Origin of the sequence: Rhodococcus sp. USK13, assembly GCF_018343855.1 — a bacterium.
Lineage (GTDB): Bacteria > Actinomycetota > Actinomycetes > Mycobacteriales > Mycobacteriaceae > Rhodococcus_F > Rhodococcus_F oxybenzonivorans.
On record NZ_CP069242.1, the window covers coordinates 6566471 to 6587179 of the forward strand.

Genomic DNA, 20709 nt, shown 5'->3' on the forward strand with positions numbered 1-20709 from the left:
CCACGGCCGGCCGGCGCATTACCGCCCGGCTGCTCCGGCTCTCAGGCAGAACACGGTGACGCGATCGATGTCGGTAGCGGTCGGCTGAACCCGCCGCCAGAGGTAGTCCGACAACGTGCCGATCATCGCGTGCGCCGCAAGGGAGGCATCGAATTCGGGCGCCTCGCTTCCCAACTGCCTGAACGGTTCGTGCAGCAATCCGGCCAGCGGATCGCTGGCCGACCGCAGGCCCGACGCCGCGTCCTCGCCGAGACTGCCGGCATTCCACAGGACGGCGCGCGTGGTTTCCGCGACCTCACCGGCAGCCTGGGAGATCACACCCTCGACCCAGCGACGAACCTTTGCCTCAGGCGTGGACTCCTTGTTCATCTGGTGCGCAACGTATTTCCGCAGCCGCTCCGTTCCGTCCTCGAAGAGCGCTGCCACCAGTGCATCCTTCGACCGAAAATGACGATAGAACGCCTCGTTCGACAGGCCGGCCGCAGCGACAATGTCCGCGACCCGCGGGCGGGTGGTCGTTCCACACGCCCGCATCACCTCGAGCGCGGCGTCGAGCAACCCACGGATTTCCATGGCATAGATCGCGCCGCGTTTGGCCAACGCGCGCTGGGCAATACGGTTCGCAAGATCCTCCATCGCGCTAGTGCGCTTCGGCTGGGCCGCGCGAAAGCCGCTCGGGGCGGGCCCAGCACCGCTGAAGCCTTGGCTGCGCCACACGACTCACCAATTCGATCCGAAGGCCCGTCGTCGCGCTGCGATGGAAGGTGAAGAACGGTTGCCCGTCGGAACCCACCCGGGTCGCCTCGGTCACGAAACCGAAGCGTACAAGTTTTTCAGCGTCCGCCGCGACGTCGTCGGACCAGTAACCGGCGTGGTGAATGCCCGGCGCTTGTTCCCACAGAGTTCCGGGGACGCTTCGCACCACTTCGATTCGAGGTGTGGTGACGGAGTATGCGCAGCTGAGATCGACGACGGTGTCACCGTCCGGCACAGTCACCGCGATCGGACCACCTATTTCGTCGCCCCACTCGTACCCGAACAGGGCGCGTAGCTCCATCCGGGTCGCTTCGGGTTTGTCGGTGACGATGCCGAGATGAAAGAGATCCTCAGCCTTCATCGGCCGTTCTCGCCCAACTCCGCGCGGCTTCAAGAAGCAAACCCCGAAAAATAAGAATTGCATTTGTGTTCACGAGAACGATATTCTCATGCTGACGAAGGAGGCGCAATGGCATGGGATTTCGAGACGGACGCTGAGTACCAAGCGAAACTGGACTGGGCGGATACGTTCGTACGCGAGGAGGTCGAGCCACTCGATCACATCTGGGAGCACCAACAGTTCGTTCCCCTCGACGGGGCCCGACGCAAGGCGATCGACCCTTTGAAAGACCAGGTTCGGAAACAAGGTCTCTGGGCCACCCACCTCGGACCCGAACTCGGCGGCCAAGGATACGGAGCGCTCCGGTTGGCGCTCCTGAACGAGATACTCGGCCGATCTTCGTGGGCACCGATCGTGTTCGGGTGCCAAGCGCCGGACACTGGCAACGCCGAGATCATCGCCCATTACGGCACCGAAGCGCAGAAAAAGCGCTACCTGCAGCCGCTGCTCAACGGCGAGTTGTTCTCCACCTATTCGATGACCGAGCCCCAGGCAGGCGCCGACCCAGCCCAGTTCACCACGCGAGCGGTCAAGGATGGTGACCATTGGGTCATCGACGGCTGGAAGTATTTCTCGTCCAACGCCAAAACCGCATCCTTCCTGATCGTCATGGCCGTCACGAACCCCGATGTCAGCGTCTACAAGGGCATGTCCATGTTTCTGGTCCCGGCGGATACGCCCGGAATCGACATCGTTCGCAACGTCGGCCTGTACGGGGAAGCCATGAACGACGGTACCCACGCCCTCATCCACTACGACGGTGTCCGGGTTCCCGAAGAGGCAATGCTCGGTGGAGAAGGTCAGGCATTCGCCGTCGCTCAGGCCCGCCTCGGTGGCGGCAGGATCCACCACGCCATGCGGACGATCGGTCTCGCACAGAAGGCGCTCGACATGATGTGCGAGCGCGCTCTCAGCCGTGAAACCTCAGGTAGCCGCCTCGCGGACAAGCAATTCGTCCAGGGCTATATCGCCGACTCCTACGCCCAGTTGGCCCAGTTCCGGCTCTTCGTGTTGCACACGGCCTGGAAGATCGACAAGTACAACGACTACAAGAAGGTTCGGAAAGACATCGCCACCGCCAAGGTCATCATGCCGACCGTTCTGCACGACATTGCCTGGCGTGCAATGCAAGTACACGGAGCACTGGGTGTGACGAACGAGCTGCCGCTGTTCCAGATGATTCACGGCGCCGCCGTCATGGGTCTCGCGGACGGCCCCACCGAGGTGCACAAGACCACAGTGGCCAAACAGGTACTTCGCGATTACAAGCCCACCGACGACCTCTGGCCCACGGAATGGATCCCGAAGAAGCAAGAAGCCGCCAAGGCGAAGTTCGCCGAGTACCTCGAACTGGAAGTAGGAAATTTGTGATCGACTTTCAACGCCTGTCGGACTGGATGGACGGTCAGGGCCTTCGCAAGGGTGCCCCGCTCGAACACCGATACCTTTCCGGCGGAACACAGAACGACATCTACGAACTGACCCGCGAAGACCTCCGCTGCGTGATCCGGATACCACCGCCCGAAGCTCCGGCGAACCGCGACAAGGGGATTCTGCGGGAGTGGCAGATCATCCAGGCACTCGAGGGCACCGACGTGCCACACACCGAGGCCGTCGCCGTGTGCGAAGACGCATCGGTCCTCGGCCGGCCGTTCTACCTGATGGGATTCGTCGACGGTTGGTCACCGATGGAGAACAGGAACTGGACCACCCCCTTCGACACCGACCTCGTGGCCCGCGCCGGACTCGGTTACCAATTGGCCGAAGGCATCGCCCTCTTGTCCGCGGTCGATTGGAAGTCCAGGGGTCTCCAAGACTTGGGCCGCCCCGAGGGCTTCCACGAACGCCAGGTCGACCGCTGGACCGGCCTTTTCGCGAAGATCAAGGGCCGCGAACTCGACGGTTTCGATGTGGCTACCGACTGGCTGCGCAACCACAAGCCGCTCGATTTCGTCCCCGGCATCATGCACGGCGACTATCAGTTCGCGAACGTCATGTTTCAGGACGGTGCACCGGCGAAACTGGCCGCGATCGTCGACTGGGAAATGGGCACGGTCGGAGACCCCAAGCTCGACCTGGCTTGGATGCTGGAGGGCTGGCCTGCGGACACCAGCACCCCGGAAGCTGCCACCTGCAGCTACGTCAACCTGCAGGGGATGCCGTCGATGGATCAGCTGGCAGGACACTATTCCGACGTCTCGGGACGCCAGGTCGACGATCTCGACTACTACCGGATCCTCGCCAAATGGAAGTTGGCGATCATTCTCGAACAGGGATACCAGCGTGCGGGTGACAACGAGAAGCTCCTCGCCTTCGGGCCCATCGTCGTTCAGTCCATGATTGCGGCCGCCGAGCTCGCCGAAACGACGGGGTACAAGTCATGACCGACACCGCAGAACTCGTACAGGAACGCCACGGCGCCATTCTGGTCCTTCGCCTGAACCGACCGGAGGCACGGAACGCACTCACCGGCACGCTGATGCGTGACCTCGGCACCGTCGTCGTGGAGGCCGAAGCTGATCCGGACATTCGCGCCATCGTCCTCACCGGCGCGGGCGACCGCGCATTCTGTTCGGGGATGGATCTGCGCTCCTTCGCGGAAGAAGGCGAGGGTGGCTTCAACTCCGAGGGTTACGCGCGACTGGCTTCCGGTCAACTGACCCTCCCGGTTATCGGTGCGGCAAACGGCACGGCCATCGGCGGCGGACTCGAGCTGCTGCTCGGGGCCGATGTCATCGTCGCTTCGTCGACCGCCAAATTTGGCTTCCCGGAGGTCAAGCGGGGTTTGTTCCCCGGTGGCGGCGGAACGACCATCGGCACGAGACTCCCGTTGCACGCCGCGCTGGAGATGACGCTCACTGGCGACTTCATCACCGCAGACCGTGGATACCAGCTCGGATTGATCAATGCTGTGGTCGAAGCTGATGCTGTGTTGGACACCGCCTTGGAGTACGCGGCGCGGATCGCCGTCAATGCACCCCTCGGACTCGCTGCCTGCAAGGAACTCGTCCGTCTCTCGGTCTCCGATGCTGCCCGGGCCGCGGAACGGCTCACCGACTGGCAGTCGATCGTATTCACCAGTGCAGACGCCAAAGAGGGCGCCGCGGCGTTCATCGAGAAGCGCGCACCGATCTGGCAGGGCCGGTGATCTGAGAGTGCGTGCCGCAGTCTGTTCCTCGTACGGGCCCCCCGAGGCTGTGAAAGTCGAAACGCTTCCCTCACCTCTGTTGGAGGCGGGTCAGGTGCGGATCAAGATCGGAGCCGCAGCCGTCAACTTCTCAGATGTGCTGCTGATCGCCGACAAGTACCAAGTCAGTGTCCCACCACCGTTCACACCCGGGAGTGAGTTCGCGGGCGTCGTCGAGGAAGTGGCCGAAGGAGTCAGCGCAGTCTCCGTGGGCGACCGGGTCACCGGAACCGGGTTTGTCGGTGCCTTCGCCGAGGAGATCGTCGTGGCCTCCGACAAACTCACCCTCAAGCGGATCCCGGACGGCATCGATGCACGCGTCGCCGCTGCCTTCGGCGTCGCACACCGCACGGCCTACCACACACTTCGCTCGGTGGCCCGCCTGCGGCCTGGGGACGAGCTGATCGTTCTCGGAGCGGGCGGCGGAGTCGGCCTCGCCGCTGTTCAACTCGGTATCGCACTCGGTGCGTCCGTCACCGCGGTCGCATCGAGCACCGACAAGCTCGTCGTCGCTGCTTCATATGGAGCCGGCCACCTCGTCGATCACCGATCCGGAGATCTGCGCACCCGGCTGAAAGAGGCACTTCCCCAGGGCGCAGACGTGGTGGTGGACCCCGTGGGAGGCGACCTCTCCGAGCCCGCCCTCCGCGCGCTACGCCCGGGCGGCCGCTTCGTTACGGTCGGCTACGCCTCCGGCGTCATCCCGTCCATCCCTCTCAATCTGGTATTGGTCAAAGGAATTCACATTTCCGGATTCCAGTTCAAGGACATTCCAGCCGACGAATTTCATCGCAACGAACAGGAACTGACCGACCTGCTCCTCGAGAATCGTGCAGTCCCCCACATCGGCGCCTCCTATCCGCTCGAGGGCACGGCTGACGCTCTCCGGCTCGTCGCCGACGGCAAAGCCATCGGCAAGGTACTCATCGACTGCGAGCAGTAGTCCGGTGTGACTCCTCCGATGCAGTCGGAGGAGTCACACCGATGACCAAAAACCCAGCCGGTCAAGCTATGTCGGATATCGACCAGGACGGCCAGTTGAGCAGCTCGTTGTGGCGGAAGGTCTCCGTGGCACCGATCGAATCGACCGAAACGGTAGCCGCCGCGAGGGCATGAGCCTTGAAAGCTCTGGCGGCCATACTCAACCGGTGGCTGCCGGCACCGAATCTCTCGTCGAGGTCATCCGGGAAACTATCGCCGAGCAACAGGACCTCGGTCTGGCCCTCGTCGAGGTTGTCGAGTACACCCCGCCGCACGCGGGAGTCGGTTTGGTACAGATCCGCCGACACTGCGATCACCTGGGGACAGGGTCCGTGAGGGGAAGCCAGCGCCGATTCCAGGTCGAGTGTGATCGCTCCGAGAATCTGGAGTGGCCGCGCGTCCGAGTGGTCCGCGACGATGGCCGAGACATCCCAGCCTGCCATCGCCTGGTCGAACAGCCACCCTCCGGCGAGCCTCACTACGTCGACCACGTTGGGTGCGACAACAGCAACCCGGTACCTCAGGCTCCGCTGTCGGGCACGAGCTGTCGAGTCAGCGATCGTGCATACTCCCTGAATACGTCGGTCACGGGGATCGAAGGGTCGAGTAGCCATGAGGTCTCCATTCCTCTGAGAAACGCAACAATCTCTACGGCCTTGAGTGCCGGGTCTACATCGGTTCGGTATCGGCCGGCGCGTTGACCACGCCGGATGCCTTCTGCCACGGCCTCGACAGAGGCCCTGGCTCTGCCGAGTAGGCGGTCGTGCAGCGGCGCGTTGGAATCGAGGTTTTCGATCTGGAGGGCGGCGAACATGCCGATCAGCTCCGGTGAGCGCTCAAATCGCTCGGCGACCCGCTCGATCTGCTCGATGAGATCACCCGAGCGGTCTGCGTGAGCGTCGTCGTCGGCATCGCGGGCGTCGAGCACCGCGTGCAACAGCTGCTCCTTCGACTCGAAGTGATGCAGCAGTCCAGCGGGGCTGACCCCGACCGCCTTCGCGATCTGAGCCAACGTCGTGTTGCGCCAGCCGTTCCGCGCCAACAGCCGCTGAGCGGCGGTGATGATCAATTGCCGTCGATCCTCGCCCTTCGCCAGAAGCGTGTCATACGGCCGTGGTTCCGACACCGGACTCCTTCGTTGGACCAACCTACTGAACACACAGTAGGTCAGTTCGACCGGTGTGACAAGGATCTCTTTTGTTGTTACGCGTGGCTACAGTCACATCCGGTCGTCACAGTCCTAGAGACTTGGCGATGATTACCTTCATCACCTCGCTCGTTCCCGCATAAATCCGGGCGACGCGCGCATCCGTGTAGAGGCGGGCTATCGGGTATTCGGTCATGAAGCCGTAGCCGCCGAACAGTTGCAGGCACCGATCGACGACACGCGCTTGCATCTCGGTGCAGAACAACTTGACCCTCGCTGCGTCGGCACCGGACAACTCGCCGTCCACGAGATCGAGCACCGCCCGGTCGATCATCGACTGTGCTGCCTCGACCTCGGCGGACATGGCCGCCAGCTCGAACTTGGTGTTCTGGAATGAAGCGACGGGCGTGCCGAACGCCTTACGTTCCTTGACGTACTCGATCGTCGTCATCACTGCCGCCCGCGCCTGGGCGACCGAACCGACCGCCACTGTCATTCGCTCCTGCGGCAGATTTCGGCCGAGGTAACCGAAGGCGGCACCCTCCTCACCCAGCCGGTTGGCCACCGGAACGCGGACGTCATCGAACGACAGCTCGACGGTGTCCTGCACCTTGCAGCCCATCTTGTCGAGAATTCGACCGCGCGTGAACCCGGGCATGCCGTCCTCCACGACCAGCAGGGTCAGTCCCGCGCGCCGATTGTCCGGATCGGTCGACGTCCGAGCGACGACGATCACGAGGTCGGCGAGCAATCCCCCCGTGATGAACGTCTTGGCACCGTTGACGACATACTCGTCGCCGTCCCGCACTGCGGTGGTGCGAACCCCCGCGAGGTCGGACCCCGTACCCGGTTCGGTCATCGCGATGGCCGTCAGCAACGTGCCTGCCGCCAGACCGGGAAACCAGCGGCTCTTCTGCGCGTCGTCGGCATACGCGAGAAAATACGGAAGGATGACGTCGAGTTGGGTACGGACCGTGCTCAACGTAACCAGAGCGCGGGCCGCCTCCTCCTGCAGGATGACGTTGTAGCGGTAGTCGGGCAGCCCCGCTCCCCCGAACTCCTCGGGGATGGCGGTACCCAGCAATCCCAGGGATCCGAGCTGCTCGAAGACCGCACGTGGCATCCGCCCTGCCTTCTCCCAGATCGGATAGTCGGGGACCACTCGCTTCTCGATGAAGTCGCGGGCCAGTTTTCGGAAAGCTTCGTGGTCTGCGGTGAAAACGTCTCTGCGCATGTCGATTCCTTCCCTTACGCCGACAGCTCGACCAGGGTGGCATTGGCGGTGCCGCCGCCCTCACACATCGCCTGGAGGCCGTAGCGGATTCCGTTGTAGCGCATGTGATGAATCATGCGGGTCATCAGAATGGCGCCCGATCCGCCGAGCGGGTGACCCAGCGCGATCGCGCCGCCCAACGGGTTGACCAGAGCGGGATCGGCACCGGTCTCCGCGAGCCAGGCCAGCGGCACCGAGGCAAAGGCTTCGTTCACCTCGAAAACGCCGACCTCCGGGAGGTCGATGCCCGCCTTGTTCAGCACCTTCTCGGTCGCCGGAATCGGTCCGGTCAGCATGAGGACCGGATCTGCCCCTGTGACGGCACCGGCGCAGTACCGCACGATCGGCGTCAACCCCAGTTCGCGCGCCCTGTCCGGTGTCGTGACGAGCAGAGCGGCGGCCCCGTCGGCGATCTGCGAGGAGTTGCCTGCGTGGATCACACCGTCGTCCTGGAACACCGGCTTCAGGGCAGCGAGCTTGTCGACGTCGGTTCCCCGTCGCACACACTCGTCGACGGCGATCACGCCCGACTCAGTGGATACGGGAACGATCTGGGTGTCGAAGGCACCGTTGTCCAGAGCGGTTGCCGCGCGGTCGTGTGAAAGACTGGCGAACTCGTCGAGCCGGCTCCGGGACAGACCCCACTTCTGGGCGATCATTTCCGCGCCGATACCTTGGTTGAACTGGAAATTGTCGTAACGGGCAAGCGCTTTGGGCCCGTACGGCGCGCCGGAAGCTTTCGCCGCTCCGAGCGGCACCCGGCTCATGACCTCGACACCGCCTGCTACGACGACGTCCTGCTGCCCCGACATCACCGCGTGCACCGCGAAATCGATCGCCTGCTGGCTCGACCCGCACGCTCGGTTGATCGTCGTTCCGGGAACGGTTTCGGGCCACCCCGCCGCGAGTACGGCGTACCGGCCGATGTTGCTCGACTGATCTCCGACCTGAGAGACGCACCCCCAGATCACATCGTCGACGATGCCCGGATCGAGCCGGGTGCGTTCGGCGAGCGCTGTGAGAACCATTGCCGACAGGTCTGCCGGGTGCACGCCGGACAGTCCGCCGTTCCGCTTTCCCACCGGGGTACGGACCGCCTCGACGATTACTACCTCACGCATTGACTTCTCCTACTGTCGGTCTGTCCATGGATCGAAGGTCGGTGGCGTCGCGCGCACGGGCGACCGCCCAGCGACCCGTGAAATGTGGTTCGCGTTTCTCTGCGAAAGCGGCGTATGCCTCCGGAGCATCCGCGGTGGCGAAATTGACCATCTGCGCGCGGGCCTCGTTCGCCAGCGCATCGCGCATCGTTCGGTCGGCTCCCTCGTTGAGCAGCGCCTTGCTCTGCGCGAGTGCAACCGGCGGGCCTGCCACCAGTCGCTCGGCGAGGTGGGTGACGAAACCATCGATGTCCGCGGCCGGCACCACCCAGGTCACGAGATTGAGGGCGTGTGCTTCTTCGGCGTCGATCATCTCGGCCAGCAAGGCAAGTCGCTTCGCCTGCTGTAATCCCACCAGTTTCGGCAGCAGCCAGGAGCCGCCCAGATCCAAGGACAACCCACGCCGCGTAAAGATCTGGGAGAACTTCGCTTCCGGCGTGGCAATCACGAAATCGCATCCCAGTGCCAGGTTCCACCCCGCACCGACAGCCACACCGGTCACCTTGGCGATCGTCGGTTTCGGCAGCTCGTGCAACAGCATCGCTACGTCGGTCAGGCGCCGCATCTTGTCTGCCGGGTGGTCGTCGCTCGGGACAGCGATGTCAGCGCCCGAGCTAAATGCCCCGCCGGCCCCGGTGACAACCACAGCACGTACCGCACGATCGGTTCCGGCTGCGACGAGCGCATCCCGCAATACGGCCCACAATTCCGCGTTGATGGCGTTCTTGCGTTGCGGCCGGTTGAGCGTCAGAGTTCGCACGCCGTCGCGGTCCCGGCACAACAGTATGGAACTGTCAGTCACAGTGTTTCCCCTTCACGAGCACATCAGCGGTAGACCGGCCCGACGGCGCCCTGCTCCCGCAGCCGGGAAAGGTGGGCTTCGGCGATCCCGAACTCGGTGAGTACGGAGTCGGTGTGCTCCCCGAGACCCGGCACCGCCGCCATCGGAGGGTCGTAACCGGCGATGATGGGCGGCGGCAGCAGTGAGGGGATCGGCCCTGCCGGTGTCTCGATCTGCCGCCAGCGATCGCGCGTAGTGAGCTGCGGATGCCCCAGAACCTCACTCGGGAGGTTGTACCGAGAGTTGCCGATACCCGCGGCGTCGGCAATCTTCTGCACGTGGGCAAGGTCGTGGAGCGCACACCATGCACCGATGGCCTCGTCGAGCTCGGCACGGTGCGTGACCCGGCCGGAGTTCGTCCCGAATCGATCGTCGTCGGCAAGGTCGCTGCGCTGCAGTATGTCCCGCGCCAACCGCTGCCATTCCCCGTCGTTCGTGGTGCCGAGTACCACGGTCTGTTCATCGGCCGTCCGGTAGGCGCCGTACGGCGCGACCGCAGGCGACGACATTCCGAGCGGCTGCTGATCTACCCCGGAGTGCCGTGTGTAGGTGAGGGGGTAGCCCATCAGTTCCGTCATCGTGTCGAACATGCTGACCGTGACCGCGCCGAAGCGAGCACCCAGTTCAGGGCGACGCCCCTTCGCGCACAGCAGAGCGAGGATCGACAACGCGGCATACAGTCCAGAACTGACATCGGCTACCGGGGGACCCGGTTTGGCCGGCTCACCCGGAAATCCGGTCACCGCGCATGCGCCCGACTCCGCTTGCACCAGCAGGTCGTACGCTCGCTTGTGCGACAGTGGCCCGCCCGACCCATAACCGTCGATCTCGACCGCGACGAGCTCCGGGTAACGCCCTTCCAGATCTGCGGGCGCGATACCGAGGCGGGAAGTGGCCCCCGGCGCGAGGTTGGACACCAGTACGTCGGCATTGCCGAGTAACCGGTGCAGCATCTCGATCCCGTCGTCGGTTTTCAGGTCGAGTGTCACGGATTCCTTACCGCGATTGGCCCAGACGAAATGGGCCGCAAGGCCGCCGACGACGTCGTCGTAGTGGCGGGCGAAGTCACCACCTCGCGGATTTTCCACCTTGATCACGCGGGCACCGAAGTCCGCGAGCGTCTTGGTGCACATCGGGGCGGACACGGCCTGCTCGATCGTGACGACCGTGATGCCTTCGAGTGGGCCGCCCGACGCCGCAGGCTCGGCCATCACATCACCATGCCGCCGTCCACCGGCAGCACCTGCCCGGTGACGAAGGAGGCGGCATCGGAGGCGAGGAAGACGAAGGCACCGGCGATCTCTTCGGGTTCAGCCCAGCGTCGCAGCGGGATGCGGTTCAGCATCTGGGCGGCGAACTTCTCGTCCGTACGTATGGTTTCCGTCATCGGGGTGGCAGCGAGCGGTGCCAGCGCGTTGACGAGGATGTTCTTGCGGGCCAGTTCACGCGCCAGCGATTTTGTCATGCCGATGATGCCGGCTTTGGCGGCGGAGTAATTCACCTGACCGAGCGTGCCGGTGATTCCGGCCGAAGAGGTCACGTTGATGATCCGTCCGGTTCCATCGGTGGCAAGGAACGGAAGTGCTGCCTGGGCGCAGTGGAAGGCTCCGAGCAGGTGGATGTCGAGCATCCGCTGGAAGGACTCCTCCTGCAGATCGGCGAACATGGCCGGTGCAGTCACTCCGGCGTTGTTCACGAGTATGTGGAGGACACCCTCGGTAAAGCCGGCCGCCCTGGCCACCGCCGCGTCGGCGGAGTCCTTGTCGCGGACGTCCAAGGCGATGCTGTCGGCCTTACCTCCGCGCGCCGAAATCTTCTCGGCCACAGACGCGGCGGCGGTGGCATCGACGTCCGTGACGAGCACGGCAGCGCCCGCGGTAGCGAGTGCCTGCGCAACTGCCGAACCGATACCCCCGGCGGCACCGGTTACCAGCGCAGACCGTCCGGTCAGATCGAACAACCCAATATTGTCGGCCATCAGTAGCTCCTCGGCAATCCCAAAGTGTGTGATCCTAGATAGTTCAAAATCATTTCCTGACTGATCGGTGCAATTCGCATCAGCCGGGCCTCGCGGAAGTAGCGGGCGACATGATATTCCTCCGAATACCCCATTCCCCCATGGGTTTGCAGCGCTCGGTCCGCAGCCGCGAACCCGGCCTCCGCGCAGAGATACTTGGCGGTGTTCGCCTCACGCCCGCACGGCTGACCGTTGTCGTAGAGCCAGGTGGCCTTTCGAAGAACCAGTTCGGCCGCATCCAGATGCGCCAAGGCATCGGCGAGTGGAAACTGGATGCCCTGGTTCATTCCGATCGGCCTGCCGAACACTTCGCGTTCCTTGCCGTACTTGACTGCCTTTTCGAGCGCTACCCGGCCGATCCCCAGCGCTTCGGAGGCGATGAGCATCCGCTCGGGGTTCAGGCCGTCGAGCAGATACTTGAAGCCCATGCCTTCCTCACCGACGCGGTCCTCGACGGGAATACGGAGATCGTCGATGAACAACTCGTTGGAGGTGACCGCATTTCGCCCCATTTTTGCGATCGGACGGATGTCCACCCGGCTGCGATCGAGATCGGTGAGAAACAGCGTCATGCCATCGGTCTTCTTGGATACGTCGTCGTAGCGTTGGGTGCGGGTCAGCAGGAGAATTTTCTCCGACTCCATCGCCTTCGAAATCCATACCTTGCGACCGTTTACGACGTAGTGGTCGCCTTGCCGCCGCGCGAAGGTCGAGATGCGCGAGGTATCCAGCCCCGCCCCCGGCTCGGTAACCCCGAAACAGACGTGGAGGTCGCCGGAAGCGATGCGCGGTAACGTCCGCTGCTTGAGTTCCTCGGATCCGTGCACCACAACTGGGTGCATTCCGAAGATCGACAGATGAATGGAGCTCGCGGCGTTCATACCACCGCCTGACCGGGCGACTTCCTCGAGCAGCAAGGTTGCCTCGGTGATGCCGAGCCCGTGCCCGCCATACTCCTGCGGCATCGTCATTCCCAGCCATCCACCGTCCGCGATGGCGTCGTAGAACTCCGTGGGGAATTCGTGTGCGCGGTCCTTTTCCATCCAGTACTGGTCGTCGAACCGTTTCACCAACTCGCCGACCGATTTCCGGATCAACTCCTGATCCTCGGTCAGCTCGAAACTCATGCCACCGGGCACAGCCATTACTCTGCTCTCTCTCATTTCAGCCGACCGCCGACGGGACCGTCGAACACGTCTCTGCGTGCCCTGACCGTTTCCGCTCAGTCGGAGGCGGGAAGGGCTTTTGCGGCCTTGATGGTCATGGGGACGCCGTCGCAGCTCAGCTCTCCCACGCCGGGGGACGTGCACAGCACCTCGAGGGTCTCGCTCGCATCGACATAACGTTTGCCGAGGAGTGTGCGGGGATCGGTCATTCCGGCTGTGGAAGGCCGGCCGCCGGTAGCGGGGAGCATCGGTGTGCCACCGCAGGCGATGAGCGGCGCACCCTCGGCCGGGGCGCGCACGACGATCACTCGAGTGGAGCAGACGGCACTGGCGAGCTGCTCACCGGGACGCAGCGGTGCTGATGTGGTCACGATGAATCTCCCTTTCGACGATGCGGTCAGCGGGCAAGTCGAGGACATGGGGACCGCAGGTTTTGAAGCGGAAGCATCACCGGGCGTCTCCGCTTTCCGACGGGGACACCCCACGATGGTCGCTCTCTTACTAGTTGGAAACTATCCTCTCCATTACAGAGAATCAAGCTATTCACAGTCGGATGCATTCGACGAAGAAGCTGCCGGCCGGGCGGTCACGTCAGCCGAGATCGCACTGCCCGACCCTCGGCGAGGCGTGCCGACGACCGAGGCCGACGGCGCAATTTACGCCAGAGATTGACTATCCGAGCAACCCGTGGAAACCTAGTGCTCATATTTGAGAATGTTATTCTCATCGAGAGGAGGTTACGAATGCCCTTACTGCCCCCGCTGCCCGCAGACCGCTGGGACGACAAAGCACGATTCGCCTTCGCCGGGATGCTTCCCAGGGAACGGCAGAATCCGGAAGGGGCGGGCACAGCGTTGGCGACACTCGCTCGCCACCCTGACCTGACAAAGGCATTTCTCGGCTTCAGCGTTCACCTGCTGTACCGGTCGACCCTGCCCGCACGCCTGCGCGAGCTGGCAATCCTGCGGGTCGCGTATCGCCGCGACTGCACGTACGAGCTGACACACCACACGGAACTCGGCAGAGAAGTAGGACTGTCCGAGGACGAGATCGCCTCCGCGCAGCGCGGCGAAGCCGCCGACGGCTTCGAGCAGAAGTTGCTCGCGGCCGTGGACGAACTCGACGAGACATCCCGCCTGTCGGACCGGACCTGGGCCGCTCTCGGTGAACGTCTCGATGAACGGCAGCAAATGGACCTGGTCTTCACGATCGGCGGCTACACCATGATGGCCATGGCTTTCAACACATTCGGCATAGAGCTCGAACAGGAAAGGTAGACCCGTGCCCCACTTCGCGAAACCAGCTGCGGGAAGCTGGACAGAGAGTTTCCCCCAACTCGGTACCGAGCCGGTCGATTACACCGACTCCACTGATCCCCAGTTCTACGAAGACGAGCGGGTCGCAATCTTCAAGCGCACCTGGCTGTTGGTCGGGCGCGTCGAACAGGTGCCGAAGACCGGTGGTTACTTCACCAGAGAACTGAAAGCCGCCGACACCTCACTGATCATCGTCAAGGGGGCCGACGGCACGATCCGCGCCTTCCACAACGTCTGCCGTCACCGCGGTAACAAGCTGGTGTGGAACGACTTCCCGCAGGAAGAAACGGCGGGCACCTGCCGTCAGTTCACCTGCAAGTACCACGCGTGGCGCTACAGCCTCGAAGGCGAGCTCACGTTCGTTCAGCAGGAGGGCGAGTTCTTCGACCTGGACAAGAGCAACTACGGCCTCAAGGACGTGCGCTGCGAGGTCTGGGAAGGCTTCATCTTCGTCAACCTCGATCCCGAAGCCGTATCACTGGAGGAATACCTCGGCGACTACGGCCAGAGCCTCAAGGGTTACCCCTTCCACGAGATGACCGAGGTCTACAGCTACCGCTCCGACATCGCGAGCAACTGGAAGCTGTTCATCGACGCGTTTGCCGAGTTCTACCACGCCCCTGTGCTCCACCAGAAGCAGGCAACCAAGGACGAGGCCGACAAACTCATCGGCTACGGCTTCGAGGCACTGCACTACGAGCTGCAGACTCCCCACTCGATGATCTCCTCCTGGGGTGGCATGTCGCCGCCGAAGGATCTCAACATGGTCAAGCCGATCGAGCGAGTCCTGCGCAGTGGTCTCTTCGGTCCGTGGGATCGTCCCGACATCGAGGGCCTCGATCCGTTGCCGCGCGGCATCAACCCCGCCGGCGCAAAACCATGGGGCATCGACGAATTCGAGATCTTCCCCAACTTCTCGCTCCTGTTCTGGGCACCGGGCTGGTACCTCACGTACCAGTACTGGCCGACAGAGGTCGGTCGCCACACCTTCGAGGCGAACCTCTACTTCGTTCCCCCGAAGAACACGCGCGAACGCCTCGCGCAGGAGCTGGCTGCGGTGACTTTCAAGGAGTACGCACTCCAGGATGCCAACACCCTCGAGGCAACCCAGTCGATGCTTGCCACCGGCACCGTCACCGACTTCCCGCTCTGCGATCAGGAAGTTCTTCTCCGCCACCTTCACAAGACCGTCAAAGATTACGTCAAGGAGTACCGTGATGGCTCTGCCAACTGAGTTCGCCGACCTCGAGCCGTACGCCGGCTGGGCCCTGCAGACCGAGCCCGAGCGCTACGCAAAACGCCTCGCCTCCACCATGCCCGAGATGCAGGAGTTCTACGACGCCGCGTTCGGCCGCCTCGAAGACGCGATCACGTATTGCGACAAGTTCGACTTCGACGACCTGCCCGACGACGCCCGCTCCCTCGTGCACCTGATGCAGTCGCTCGTCATGGTGTCGTTTCCGATCGAGGTGTGGAAGCAGGCCCGGGTGCCCGACAGCGGCGCGGCGTGGGTCGATCTCATCAAGGAACCGGTGGTCTGACATCATGCTGACACTGAAGGCGGCCGGGCTACTCGACATCGATTCCGGCGAGATCATCCGACCCGGCATTCTCCGCATCGAGGACGATCGCATTGTCGGTGTCGGCTCTGACGCCGGCAATGCCGGCGACCACGTGGAAGGGGAGGTACTGGATCTCGGCGACCTGATCCTCCTTCCCGGCTTCATGGACATGGAGGTCAACCTCCTGATGGGTGGACGGGGAGAGAAGCCCGTGTACTCCACCGTGCAGGACGATCCTCCGCTGCGCATGCTGCGTGCGGTGGGCAACGCCCGCCGCACGCTGCACGCCGGTTTCACCACCGTCCGCAATTTGGGACTCTTCGTCAAGACGGGCGGCTACCTACTCGACGTCGCGCTCGGCAAGGCGATCGACGCCGGCTGGGTGGACGGTCCCCGGATCGTGCCCGCCGGACACGCGATCACCCCCACCGGTGGACATCTCGACCCCACGATGTTCGCGGCGTTCGCCCCCGGTGTTCTGGACCTCACCATCGAGGAAGGGATCGCCAACGGGGTCGACGAGGTACGCAAGGCCGTCCGCTATCAGATCAAGCACGGCGCACAGCTGATCAAGGTGTGCGTCTCGGGCGGGGTCATGTCACATACCGGACTTCCCGGTGCGCAGCACTATTCGGATGACGAACTACGGGCCATCGTGGACGAGGCTCATCGGCGCGGGTTGCGCGTCGCGTCGCACACACACGGCGCGGATGCGGTGCGTGCGGCGGTGGAAGCAGGCATCGATTGCATCGAGCACGGCTTCCTCATCGACGACGACGCCATCGACCTCATGGTCGAGCGCGGCAGCTACCTGGTGCCCACCACCCGGCTCGCGGATGCCATGGACGTCTCACACGCCCCTGCCGATCTGCAAGCCAAGGCCGCCGAGATGTTCCCCCGCGCACGCACTTCGGTGCTTGCGGCATACAAGGCAGGCGTGAAGATCGCCGTCGGCACCGATGCACCCGCAATCCCTCACGGGAAGAACGCCGACGAACTCGTCGCCCTCGTGGAGCGAGGTATGCCGTCCCTGGCGGTGCTGCAGGCGGCGACCACCACGGCCGCCGATCTGATCGACGTGACCGACCGTGGACGGCTCGCGGAGGGCCTGTTGGCCGACATCATCGGTGTTCCCGGTGACCCGGTGGACGACATCACCGTGACCCAGAATGTGCGGTTCGTCATGAAAGGCGGCAAAGTCTATGTCAACAAATGACGACCTGATGGAAATTCAGCAGTTGCTCGCCCGCTATGCGGTGAACATGACCAAGGGCGACGTCGAGGGGGTGGTCGGTGTCTTCACTGCTGACGGCACATACAGCGCCTTCGGTGACGCATTTCCCCTCGATCAGTTCCCCGAACTGGTTGCTGCAGCACCCAAGGGCCTGTTCATGACCGGTACCCCCCTCATCGAGTTGTCCGGCGACACGGCAACCGGGACTCAACCACTGTGCTTCGTCGACGAGGCGACACACGACATGCGAATCGGGTACTACAACGACACCTATGCCCGGACCACCGACGGCTGGCGGCTTCGGACACGGGCCATGACGTTCATTCGCCGTAGTGGAGCGCATGATTCGGGGCGCCCGCACGCCTTCGAACGTCCTGGCGCATGAACGTCACAGAATTTCGGGCAGGTCTGCGCGCCTGGCTCGAAGACAACGACCTGTCCGCCGGGCCCGATCATTCGCTCGACGGACAGGTCGCGCAGTTGGCCCGGGTGCGTGGCGCTCTTTACGACGCAGGTTGGATGCGCTACGGCTGGCCCACCGAGGTCGGCGGTGTAGGCGGGCCCGCGGTGCTTCGCGCCGTCCTCGGCGAGGAGGTTGCGACCCGCGACCTGGCCGAGCCAGGAATCTATTCGATGATCGAAGTGCTCGCTCCGACCATGATCTCGTACGCGCGCCCGGAGTTGGCGGCCGAGATGGTGCCTTTGCTGCTCAGCGGCCGCGAGCAGTGGTGTCAGGGCTTTTCCGAACCCGGGTCGGGGAGCGACCTCGCGTCGCTGACCACCCGCGCGGACCCCCGCGGTGACGGCACATGGGTGATCAACGGGCAAAAGGTCTGGACGAGCCTCGCCCAATACTCCACCCGCTGTGTCCTACTCACCCGCACCGCGCCGGGTCATGGCGGTATCACCGCCTTCTTCGTCGACATGAACACACCAGGCATCACCGTGAGGCCGTTGCGCACGATGCACGGCGTCGACGAGTTCGCCGAGGTGTACTTCGACGATGTGGTCGTTCCCGAGGATCGCATGCTCGGCCGTCCGGGCGACGGATGGCGGGTGGCCATGGACCTACTCCCTCACGAACGGTCCACCTGCTTCTGGCACCGAATCGCCTATCTGTTCACCCGTCTCGATCGCTTGCTGACGCAATCGGATGCCGAGGCTTCGGACGACGACGATCTCGGTGCGGCATACCTTGCGCTCCACACCGCTCGGTGCCGCTCCCACGCCACCCAGCAGCGGCTGGCGGACGGAGCCTTACTCGGCTCGGAGACCTCCATCGACAAGGTATTGCTTGCCACCGCCGAACAGCGACTGTTCGACACCGCCCGAGACCTGCTTCCCGGGGTGCTCGAACTCGGCGAGAACGAGTGGCGCACGGAATTCCTGTATTCCCGCGCCGCAACCATTTACGGCGGCACCGCGGAAATACAACGCAACATCATCGCGCGCCGGCTACTCGACCTGGGGGCGGAATGACAGTGTACGACGTGGAGCTCACCCTCCTCGAGGACACACTTCGCAAAACGATGACCATTCGATCGGGTGCAGATCTCGATACCGCCCTCACCGAACTCGGGTGGCACGACATGCTCACCGAAATGCCAGACCTCGCAGTGCCGATGGTGTTCCGGCTCCTCGGGGAGACCGGCGCACACGGACCCTTCCTCAATGACGTGGTGCTGGACGAGGCGGGACTCCCCGTCGGTGGCGCCGTCCCACTGCCGTACACCGGAGGCTCCTCGGTTCTGTGGGACCGCACCGACAAGGCGACCACACCGCAGCACAGCGCACTGGACAGTGAACTACCGCTGGCGATCGTCGACCCCGGGAGTCCGGTCCCGCTCGCTGCGGGCCGCCGAGCGCTCGGTTGGTGGTTGACCGGTACCAGCCGAGCCATGCTGTCCCTTGCTCGAACACACGCGCTGGGCCGCACACAGTTCGGCCGGCCGGTCGCCGCATTCCAGGCCGTACGGCATCGGCTCGCGGAGACCCTCGTCGCCATCGAGGGCGCCGAAGCAACCCTGGCCGCCGCCACCGACGACCTCGGCTCCCTGCTCGCCAAGGCTGCGGCCGGCCAGGCGGCGCTCACTACGGCTCGTCACTGCCAGCAGGTGCTCGGTGGGATAGGTTTCACGGCCGAACACGATCTACACCGGCACATCCGGCGCGCGCTGGTGCTCGACGGCCTCCTCGGCAGTGCGCGAGAACTCACCCGCGAAGCAGGCGCGATGATCCGGGCCGAAGGATCGGCGCCGCGCCTCGTCCAGCTCTGACGCCGGCTGTGACCGAGCGGTCTCGTCAAAGGCCGCTCGGTCCGGGATGATTCGAGAACCAGAGGCTCTCTTCCCGGAGTCGGGTGCTTCTCCAGCCATCCGGGGTGCGCACCACTTCGTGGTGGTAGTTGCCCCCGCAGTAGGTCATGCCGCTCACGCCGGGTAGTTGCATGGGGTTGAAGAACATTGCCCGCACCTTCGCAGTGGCGCCATCGAGATCGATCTCGATATTCGTGACGAAGTGCTGCGTCAGCGGAACCTGGGTCAGCGCATCCCGGAGAAGGGCGACCACCTCGTCTCGCGGCCCGGGCGGGTACCGACCGAGCTGTAGTCGAGGTGAGCGTCCTCCGTGAACACTGAAGTCAGCAGCGCCCAGTCTTTCGTGTCGACGGCTCGCGCGTACCGATACATCAGCTCCGCAATCTCGGCCTTGTCCTGTACCACTTGCATATTCATGTGGTTCCTCACCCCTCGACAAGCTCATTGGACCCGCACCCAGCTCACCACACAAGCACTCCGCCGCCCGCAGAATGCGATTCTCGCATATCAGAACGCTCTTTCCAAAGGCACTCGACTCGGGCATAATTCATGGATGACCACTAGTGCTTCCCTATCCCTACATGACCTGACCGGCAAGGTTGCCGTCGTCACCGGCGGATCCCGCGGCATCGGAAGAGCCATCGTGCAGGCTCTCGCCGAGGCGGGGGCCGACGTCGTCATCGCCTCGCGCAAGCTCGACGCATGCGAGCTCGCGGCCAAGGAGGTAGAGACGTCCACCGGCAGTCGAGCGTTTCCCGTAGCCTGTCACGTCGGACGCTGGGACGAGTGCGACCAGTTGATCGAACAGACCCTGGAACATTTCGGAAGGCTCGACGTACTGGTGAACAACGCCGGTATGTCACCGCTGTACGAGAACCTCGACGACATCACCGAAGAGCTGTATGACAAGACGTTCGCTGTCAACCTCAAGGGACCATTTCGGCTCGCCGTTCGAGCCGCCACCCACATGGCCGAAAACGACGGTGGCTCCATCATCAATATCGGTACCGCGGGGTCCCTGGTGGCGAGCGCGCGTCAGTTGCCCTATGCCTGCGCCAAAGCAGGGGTCAATGCACTCACGGTCGGCCTGGCCGATGCGTTCGCGCCGAAGGTCCGGGTGAACGCGATCCTGCCGGGCCCCTTCCTGACGGACGTCTCGAAGTCGTGGGCGCCGGCTGAAGGTGAGGAAGCGTCGTTCGTGCCGCTGCGTCGCATGGGAAAGCCGGAGGAACTCGGACCACTCGCACTCCATCTCGCGAGTGACGCATCGAGTTTCACTACCGGCGCTATCATCCGGGTCGACGGCGGCGTAACCAAAAAGGTCTGACGACTTACCGCCCGATGGTGGGCCCCG

Annotated in this window: 23 protein-coding genes and 1 pseudogene; 12 read left to right on the forward strand and 12 right to left on the reverse strand. The window is 63.9% G+C overall.

The features are described from left to right. Positions 1-18: 18 nt before the first annotated feature. Positions 19-636 (reverse strand): TetR/AcrR family transcriptional regulator, encoded by a 618-nt coding sequence (locus JQT59_RS32900; RefSeq protein WP_213573612.1) that lies wholly within the window; start codon positions 634-636, stop codon positions 19-21. A gap of 4 nt (positions 637-640) precedes the next feature. After that, a complete protein-coding gene (locus JQT59_RS32905; RefSeq protein ID WP_213573614.1) occupies positions 641-1117 on the reverse strand; it encodes a VOC family protein in 477 nt (158 codons plus the stop codon). Positions 1118-1225: 108 nt separating this feature from the next. Here JQT59_RS32905 and JQT59_RS32910 point away from each other — a divergent pair, with 108 nt between their 5' ends. Genes JQT59_RS32910 through JQT59_RS32925 form a run of 4 tightly spaced genes read left to right on the forward strand, consistent with a single transcriptional unit; the run spans position 1226 to position 5286 of the window. Then, positions 1226-2527 (forward strand): acyl-CoA dehydrogenase family protein, encoded by a 1302-nt coding sequence (locus JQT59_RS32910; RefSeq protein ID WP_213573616.1) that lies wholly within the window; start codon positions 1226-1228, stop codon positions 2525-2527. Further along, positions 2524-3540 carry a phosphotransferase family protein gene (locus JQT59_RS32915; protein WP_249354010.1) on the forward strand — a complete coding sequence of 339 codons (1017 nt, stop codon included), beginning with the start codon at positions 2524-2526 and terminating at the stop codon, positions 3538-3540. Before JQT59_RS32910 ends, JQT59_RS32915 begins: the two co-directional genes overlap by 4 nt. Beyond that, positions 3537-4304, forward strand: a complete 768-nt coding sequence (locus tag JQT59_RS32920; RefSeq protein ID WP_213573620.1) for an enoyl-CoA hydratase-related protein — start codon at positions 3537-3539, stop codon at positions 4302-4304. The genes JQT59_RS32915 and JQT59_RS32920 overlap by 4 nt, the downstream gene beginning before the upstream one ends. A gap of 7 nt (positions 4305-4311) precedes the next feature. Continuing rightward, positions 4312-5286: an NADPH:quinone oxidoreductase family protein gene (locus JQT59_RS32925; protein ID WP_213573622.1), complete on the forward strand. Its 975-nt coding sequence runs from the start codon at positions 4312-4314 to the stop codon at positions 5284-5286. Positions 5287-5347: 61 nt separating this feature from the next. Here the strand turns inward: JQT59_RS32925 and JQT59_RS32930 are convergent, their stop codons facing one another. The 9 genes from JQT59_RS32930 to JQT59_RS32970 form a co-directional block, all read right to left on the reverse strand. Beyond that, the gene (locus JQT59_RS32930; protein WP_213578294.1) at positions 5348-5848 is read right to left on the reverse strand and encodes a hypothetical protein; all 501 of its coding nucleotides are present in this window, start codon (positions 5846-5848) and stop codon (positions 5348-5350) included. Further along, a complete protein-coding gene (locus JQT59_RS32935; RefSeq protein ID WP_213573623.1) occupies positions 5845-6450 on the reverse strand; it encodes a TetR/AcrR family transcriptional regulator in 606 nt (201 codons plus the stop codon). The genes JQT59_RS32930 and JQT59_RS32935 overlap by 4 nt, the downstream gene beginning before the upstream one ends. A gap of 106 nt (positions 6451-6556) precedes the next feature. After that, entirely contained in the window at positions 6557-7705 is a 1149-nt protein-coding gene (locus JQT59_RS32940; RefSeq protein ID WP_208962623.1) for an acyl-CoA dehydrogenase family protein, read from the reverse strand. Between the two features lie 14 nt (positions 7706-7719). Next, positions 7720-8865, reverse strand: coding sequence for a thiolase family protein (locus tag JQT59_RS32945; protein WP_213573625.1), 1146 nt, complete (start codon positions 8863-8865; stop codon positions 7720-7722). Beyond that, a complete protein-coding gene (locus JQT59_RS32950; protein WP_213573627.1) occupies positions 8858-9706 on the reverse strand; it encodes an enoyl-CoA hydratase/isomerase family protein in 849 nt (282 codons plus the stop codon). The genes JQT59_RS32945 and JQT59_RS32950 overlap by 8 nt, the downstream gene beginning before the upstream one ends. Before the next feature lie 23 nt (positions 9707-9729). Next, the gene (locus JQT59_RS32955; RefSeq protein ID WP_213573629.1) at positions 9730-10956 is read right to left on the reverse strand and encodes a CaiB/BaiF CoA transferase family protein; all 1227 of its coding nucleotides are present in this window, start codon (positions 10954-10956) and stop codon (positions 9730-9732) included. Continuing rightward, positions 10956-11723, reverse strand: coding sequence for an SDR family NAD(P)-dependent oxidoreductase (locus tag JQT59_RS32960; protein WP_213573631.1), 768 nt, complete (start codon positions 11721-11723; stop codon positions 10956-10958). Before JQT59_RS32960 ends, JQT59_RS32955 begins: the two co-directional genes overlap by 1 nt. Next, positions 11723-12889: an acyl-CoA dehydrogenase family protein gene (locus tag JQT59_RS32965; protein ID WP_109334870.1), complete on the reverse strand. Its 1167-nt coding sequence runs from the start codon at positions 12887-12889 to the stop codon at positions 11723-11725. Before JQT59_RS32965 ends, JQT59_RS32960 begins: the two co-directional genes overlap by 1 nt. Positions 12890-12984: 95 nt before the next feature. Next, positions 12985-13299, reverse strand: coding sequence for a hypothetical protein (locus JQT59_RS32970; RefSeq protein WP_213573633.1), 315 nt, complete (start codon positions 13297-13299; stop codon positions 12985-12987). A 372-nt stretch (positions 13300-13671) separates the two neighbouring features. On the opposite strand from JQT59_RS32970, the gene JQT59_RS32975 reads away from it, so the two are divergent. Genes JQT59_RS32975 through JQT59_RS33005 form a run of 7 tightly spaced genes read left to right on the forward strand, consistent with a single transcriptional unit; the run spans position 13672 to position 19316 of the window. Next, positions 13672-14205: a carboxymuconolactone decarboxylase family protein gene (locus JQT59_RS32975; RefSeq protein ID WP_213573635.1), complete on the forward strand. Its 534-nt coding sequence runs from the start codon at positions 13672-13674 to the stop codon at positions 14203-14205. Between the two features lie 4 nt (positions 14206-14209). Further along, positions 14210-15478, forward strand: a complete 1269-nt coding sequence (locus JQT59_RS32980) for an aromatic ring-hydroxylating oxygenase subunit alpha (protein WP_213573637.1) — start codon at positions 14210-14212, stop codon at positions 15476-15478. Continuing rightward, positions 15462-15785, forward strand: coding sequence for a hypothetical protein (locus JQT59_RS32985; protein ID WP_159919385.1), 324 nt, complete (start codon positions 15462-15464; stop codon positions 15783-15785). The genes JQT59_RS32980 and JQT59_RS32985 overlap by 17 nt, the downstream gene beginning before the upstream one ends. Positions 15786-15789: 4 nt before the next feature. Beyond that, the gene (locus JQT59_RS32990) at positions 15790-17022 is read left to right on the forward strand and encodes a metal-dependent hydrolase family protein (protein ID WP_213573639.1); all 1233 of its coding nucleotides are present in this window, start codon (positions 15790-15792) and stop codon (positions 17020-17022) included. Further along, entirely contained in the window at positions 17009-17425 is a 417-nt protein-coding gene (locus JQT59_RS32995; protein ID WP_213573641.1) for a nuclear transport factor 2 family protein, read from the forward strand. The genes JQT59_RS32990 and JQT59_RS32995 overlap by 14 nt, the downstream gene beginning before the upstream one ends. Then, the gene (locus JQT59_RS33000; RefSeq protein ID WP_213573643.1) at positions 17422-18519 is read left to right on the forward strand and encodes an acyl-CoA dehydrogenase family protein; all 1098 of its coding nucleotides are present in this window, start codon (positions 17422-17424) and stop codon (positions 18517-18519) included. Before JQT59_RS32995 ends, JQT59_RS33000 begins: the two co-directional genes overlap by 4 nt. Then, positions 18516-19316 carry an acyl-CoA dehydrogenase family protein gene (locus JQT59_RS33005; protein WP_213573645.1) on the forward strand — a complete coding sequence of 267 codons (801 nt, stop codon included), beginning with the start codon at positions 18516-18518 and terminating at the stop codon, positions 19314-19316. The genes JQT59_RS33000 and JQT59_RS33005 overlap by 4 nt, the downstream gene beginning before the upstream one ends. Positions 19317-19341: 25 nt before the next feature. On the opposite strand, the pseudogene JQT59_RS33010 reads toward JQT59_RS33005, so the two are convergent. After that, positions 19342-19772: pseudogene (locus JQT59_RS33010) on the reverse strand (nuclear transport factor 2 family protein). 136 nt (positions 19773-19908) lie between these two features. Between JQT59_RS33010 and JQT59_RS33015 the strand changes: the two are divergent. After that, positions 19909-20682, forward strand: a complete 774-nt coding sequence (locus JQT59_RS33015; protein WP_213573647.1) for an SDR family NAD(P)-dependent oxidoreductase — start codon at positions 19909-19911, stop codon at positions 20680-20682. The last annotated feature ends 27 nt before the right edge of the window (positions 20683-20709 follow it).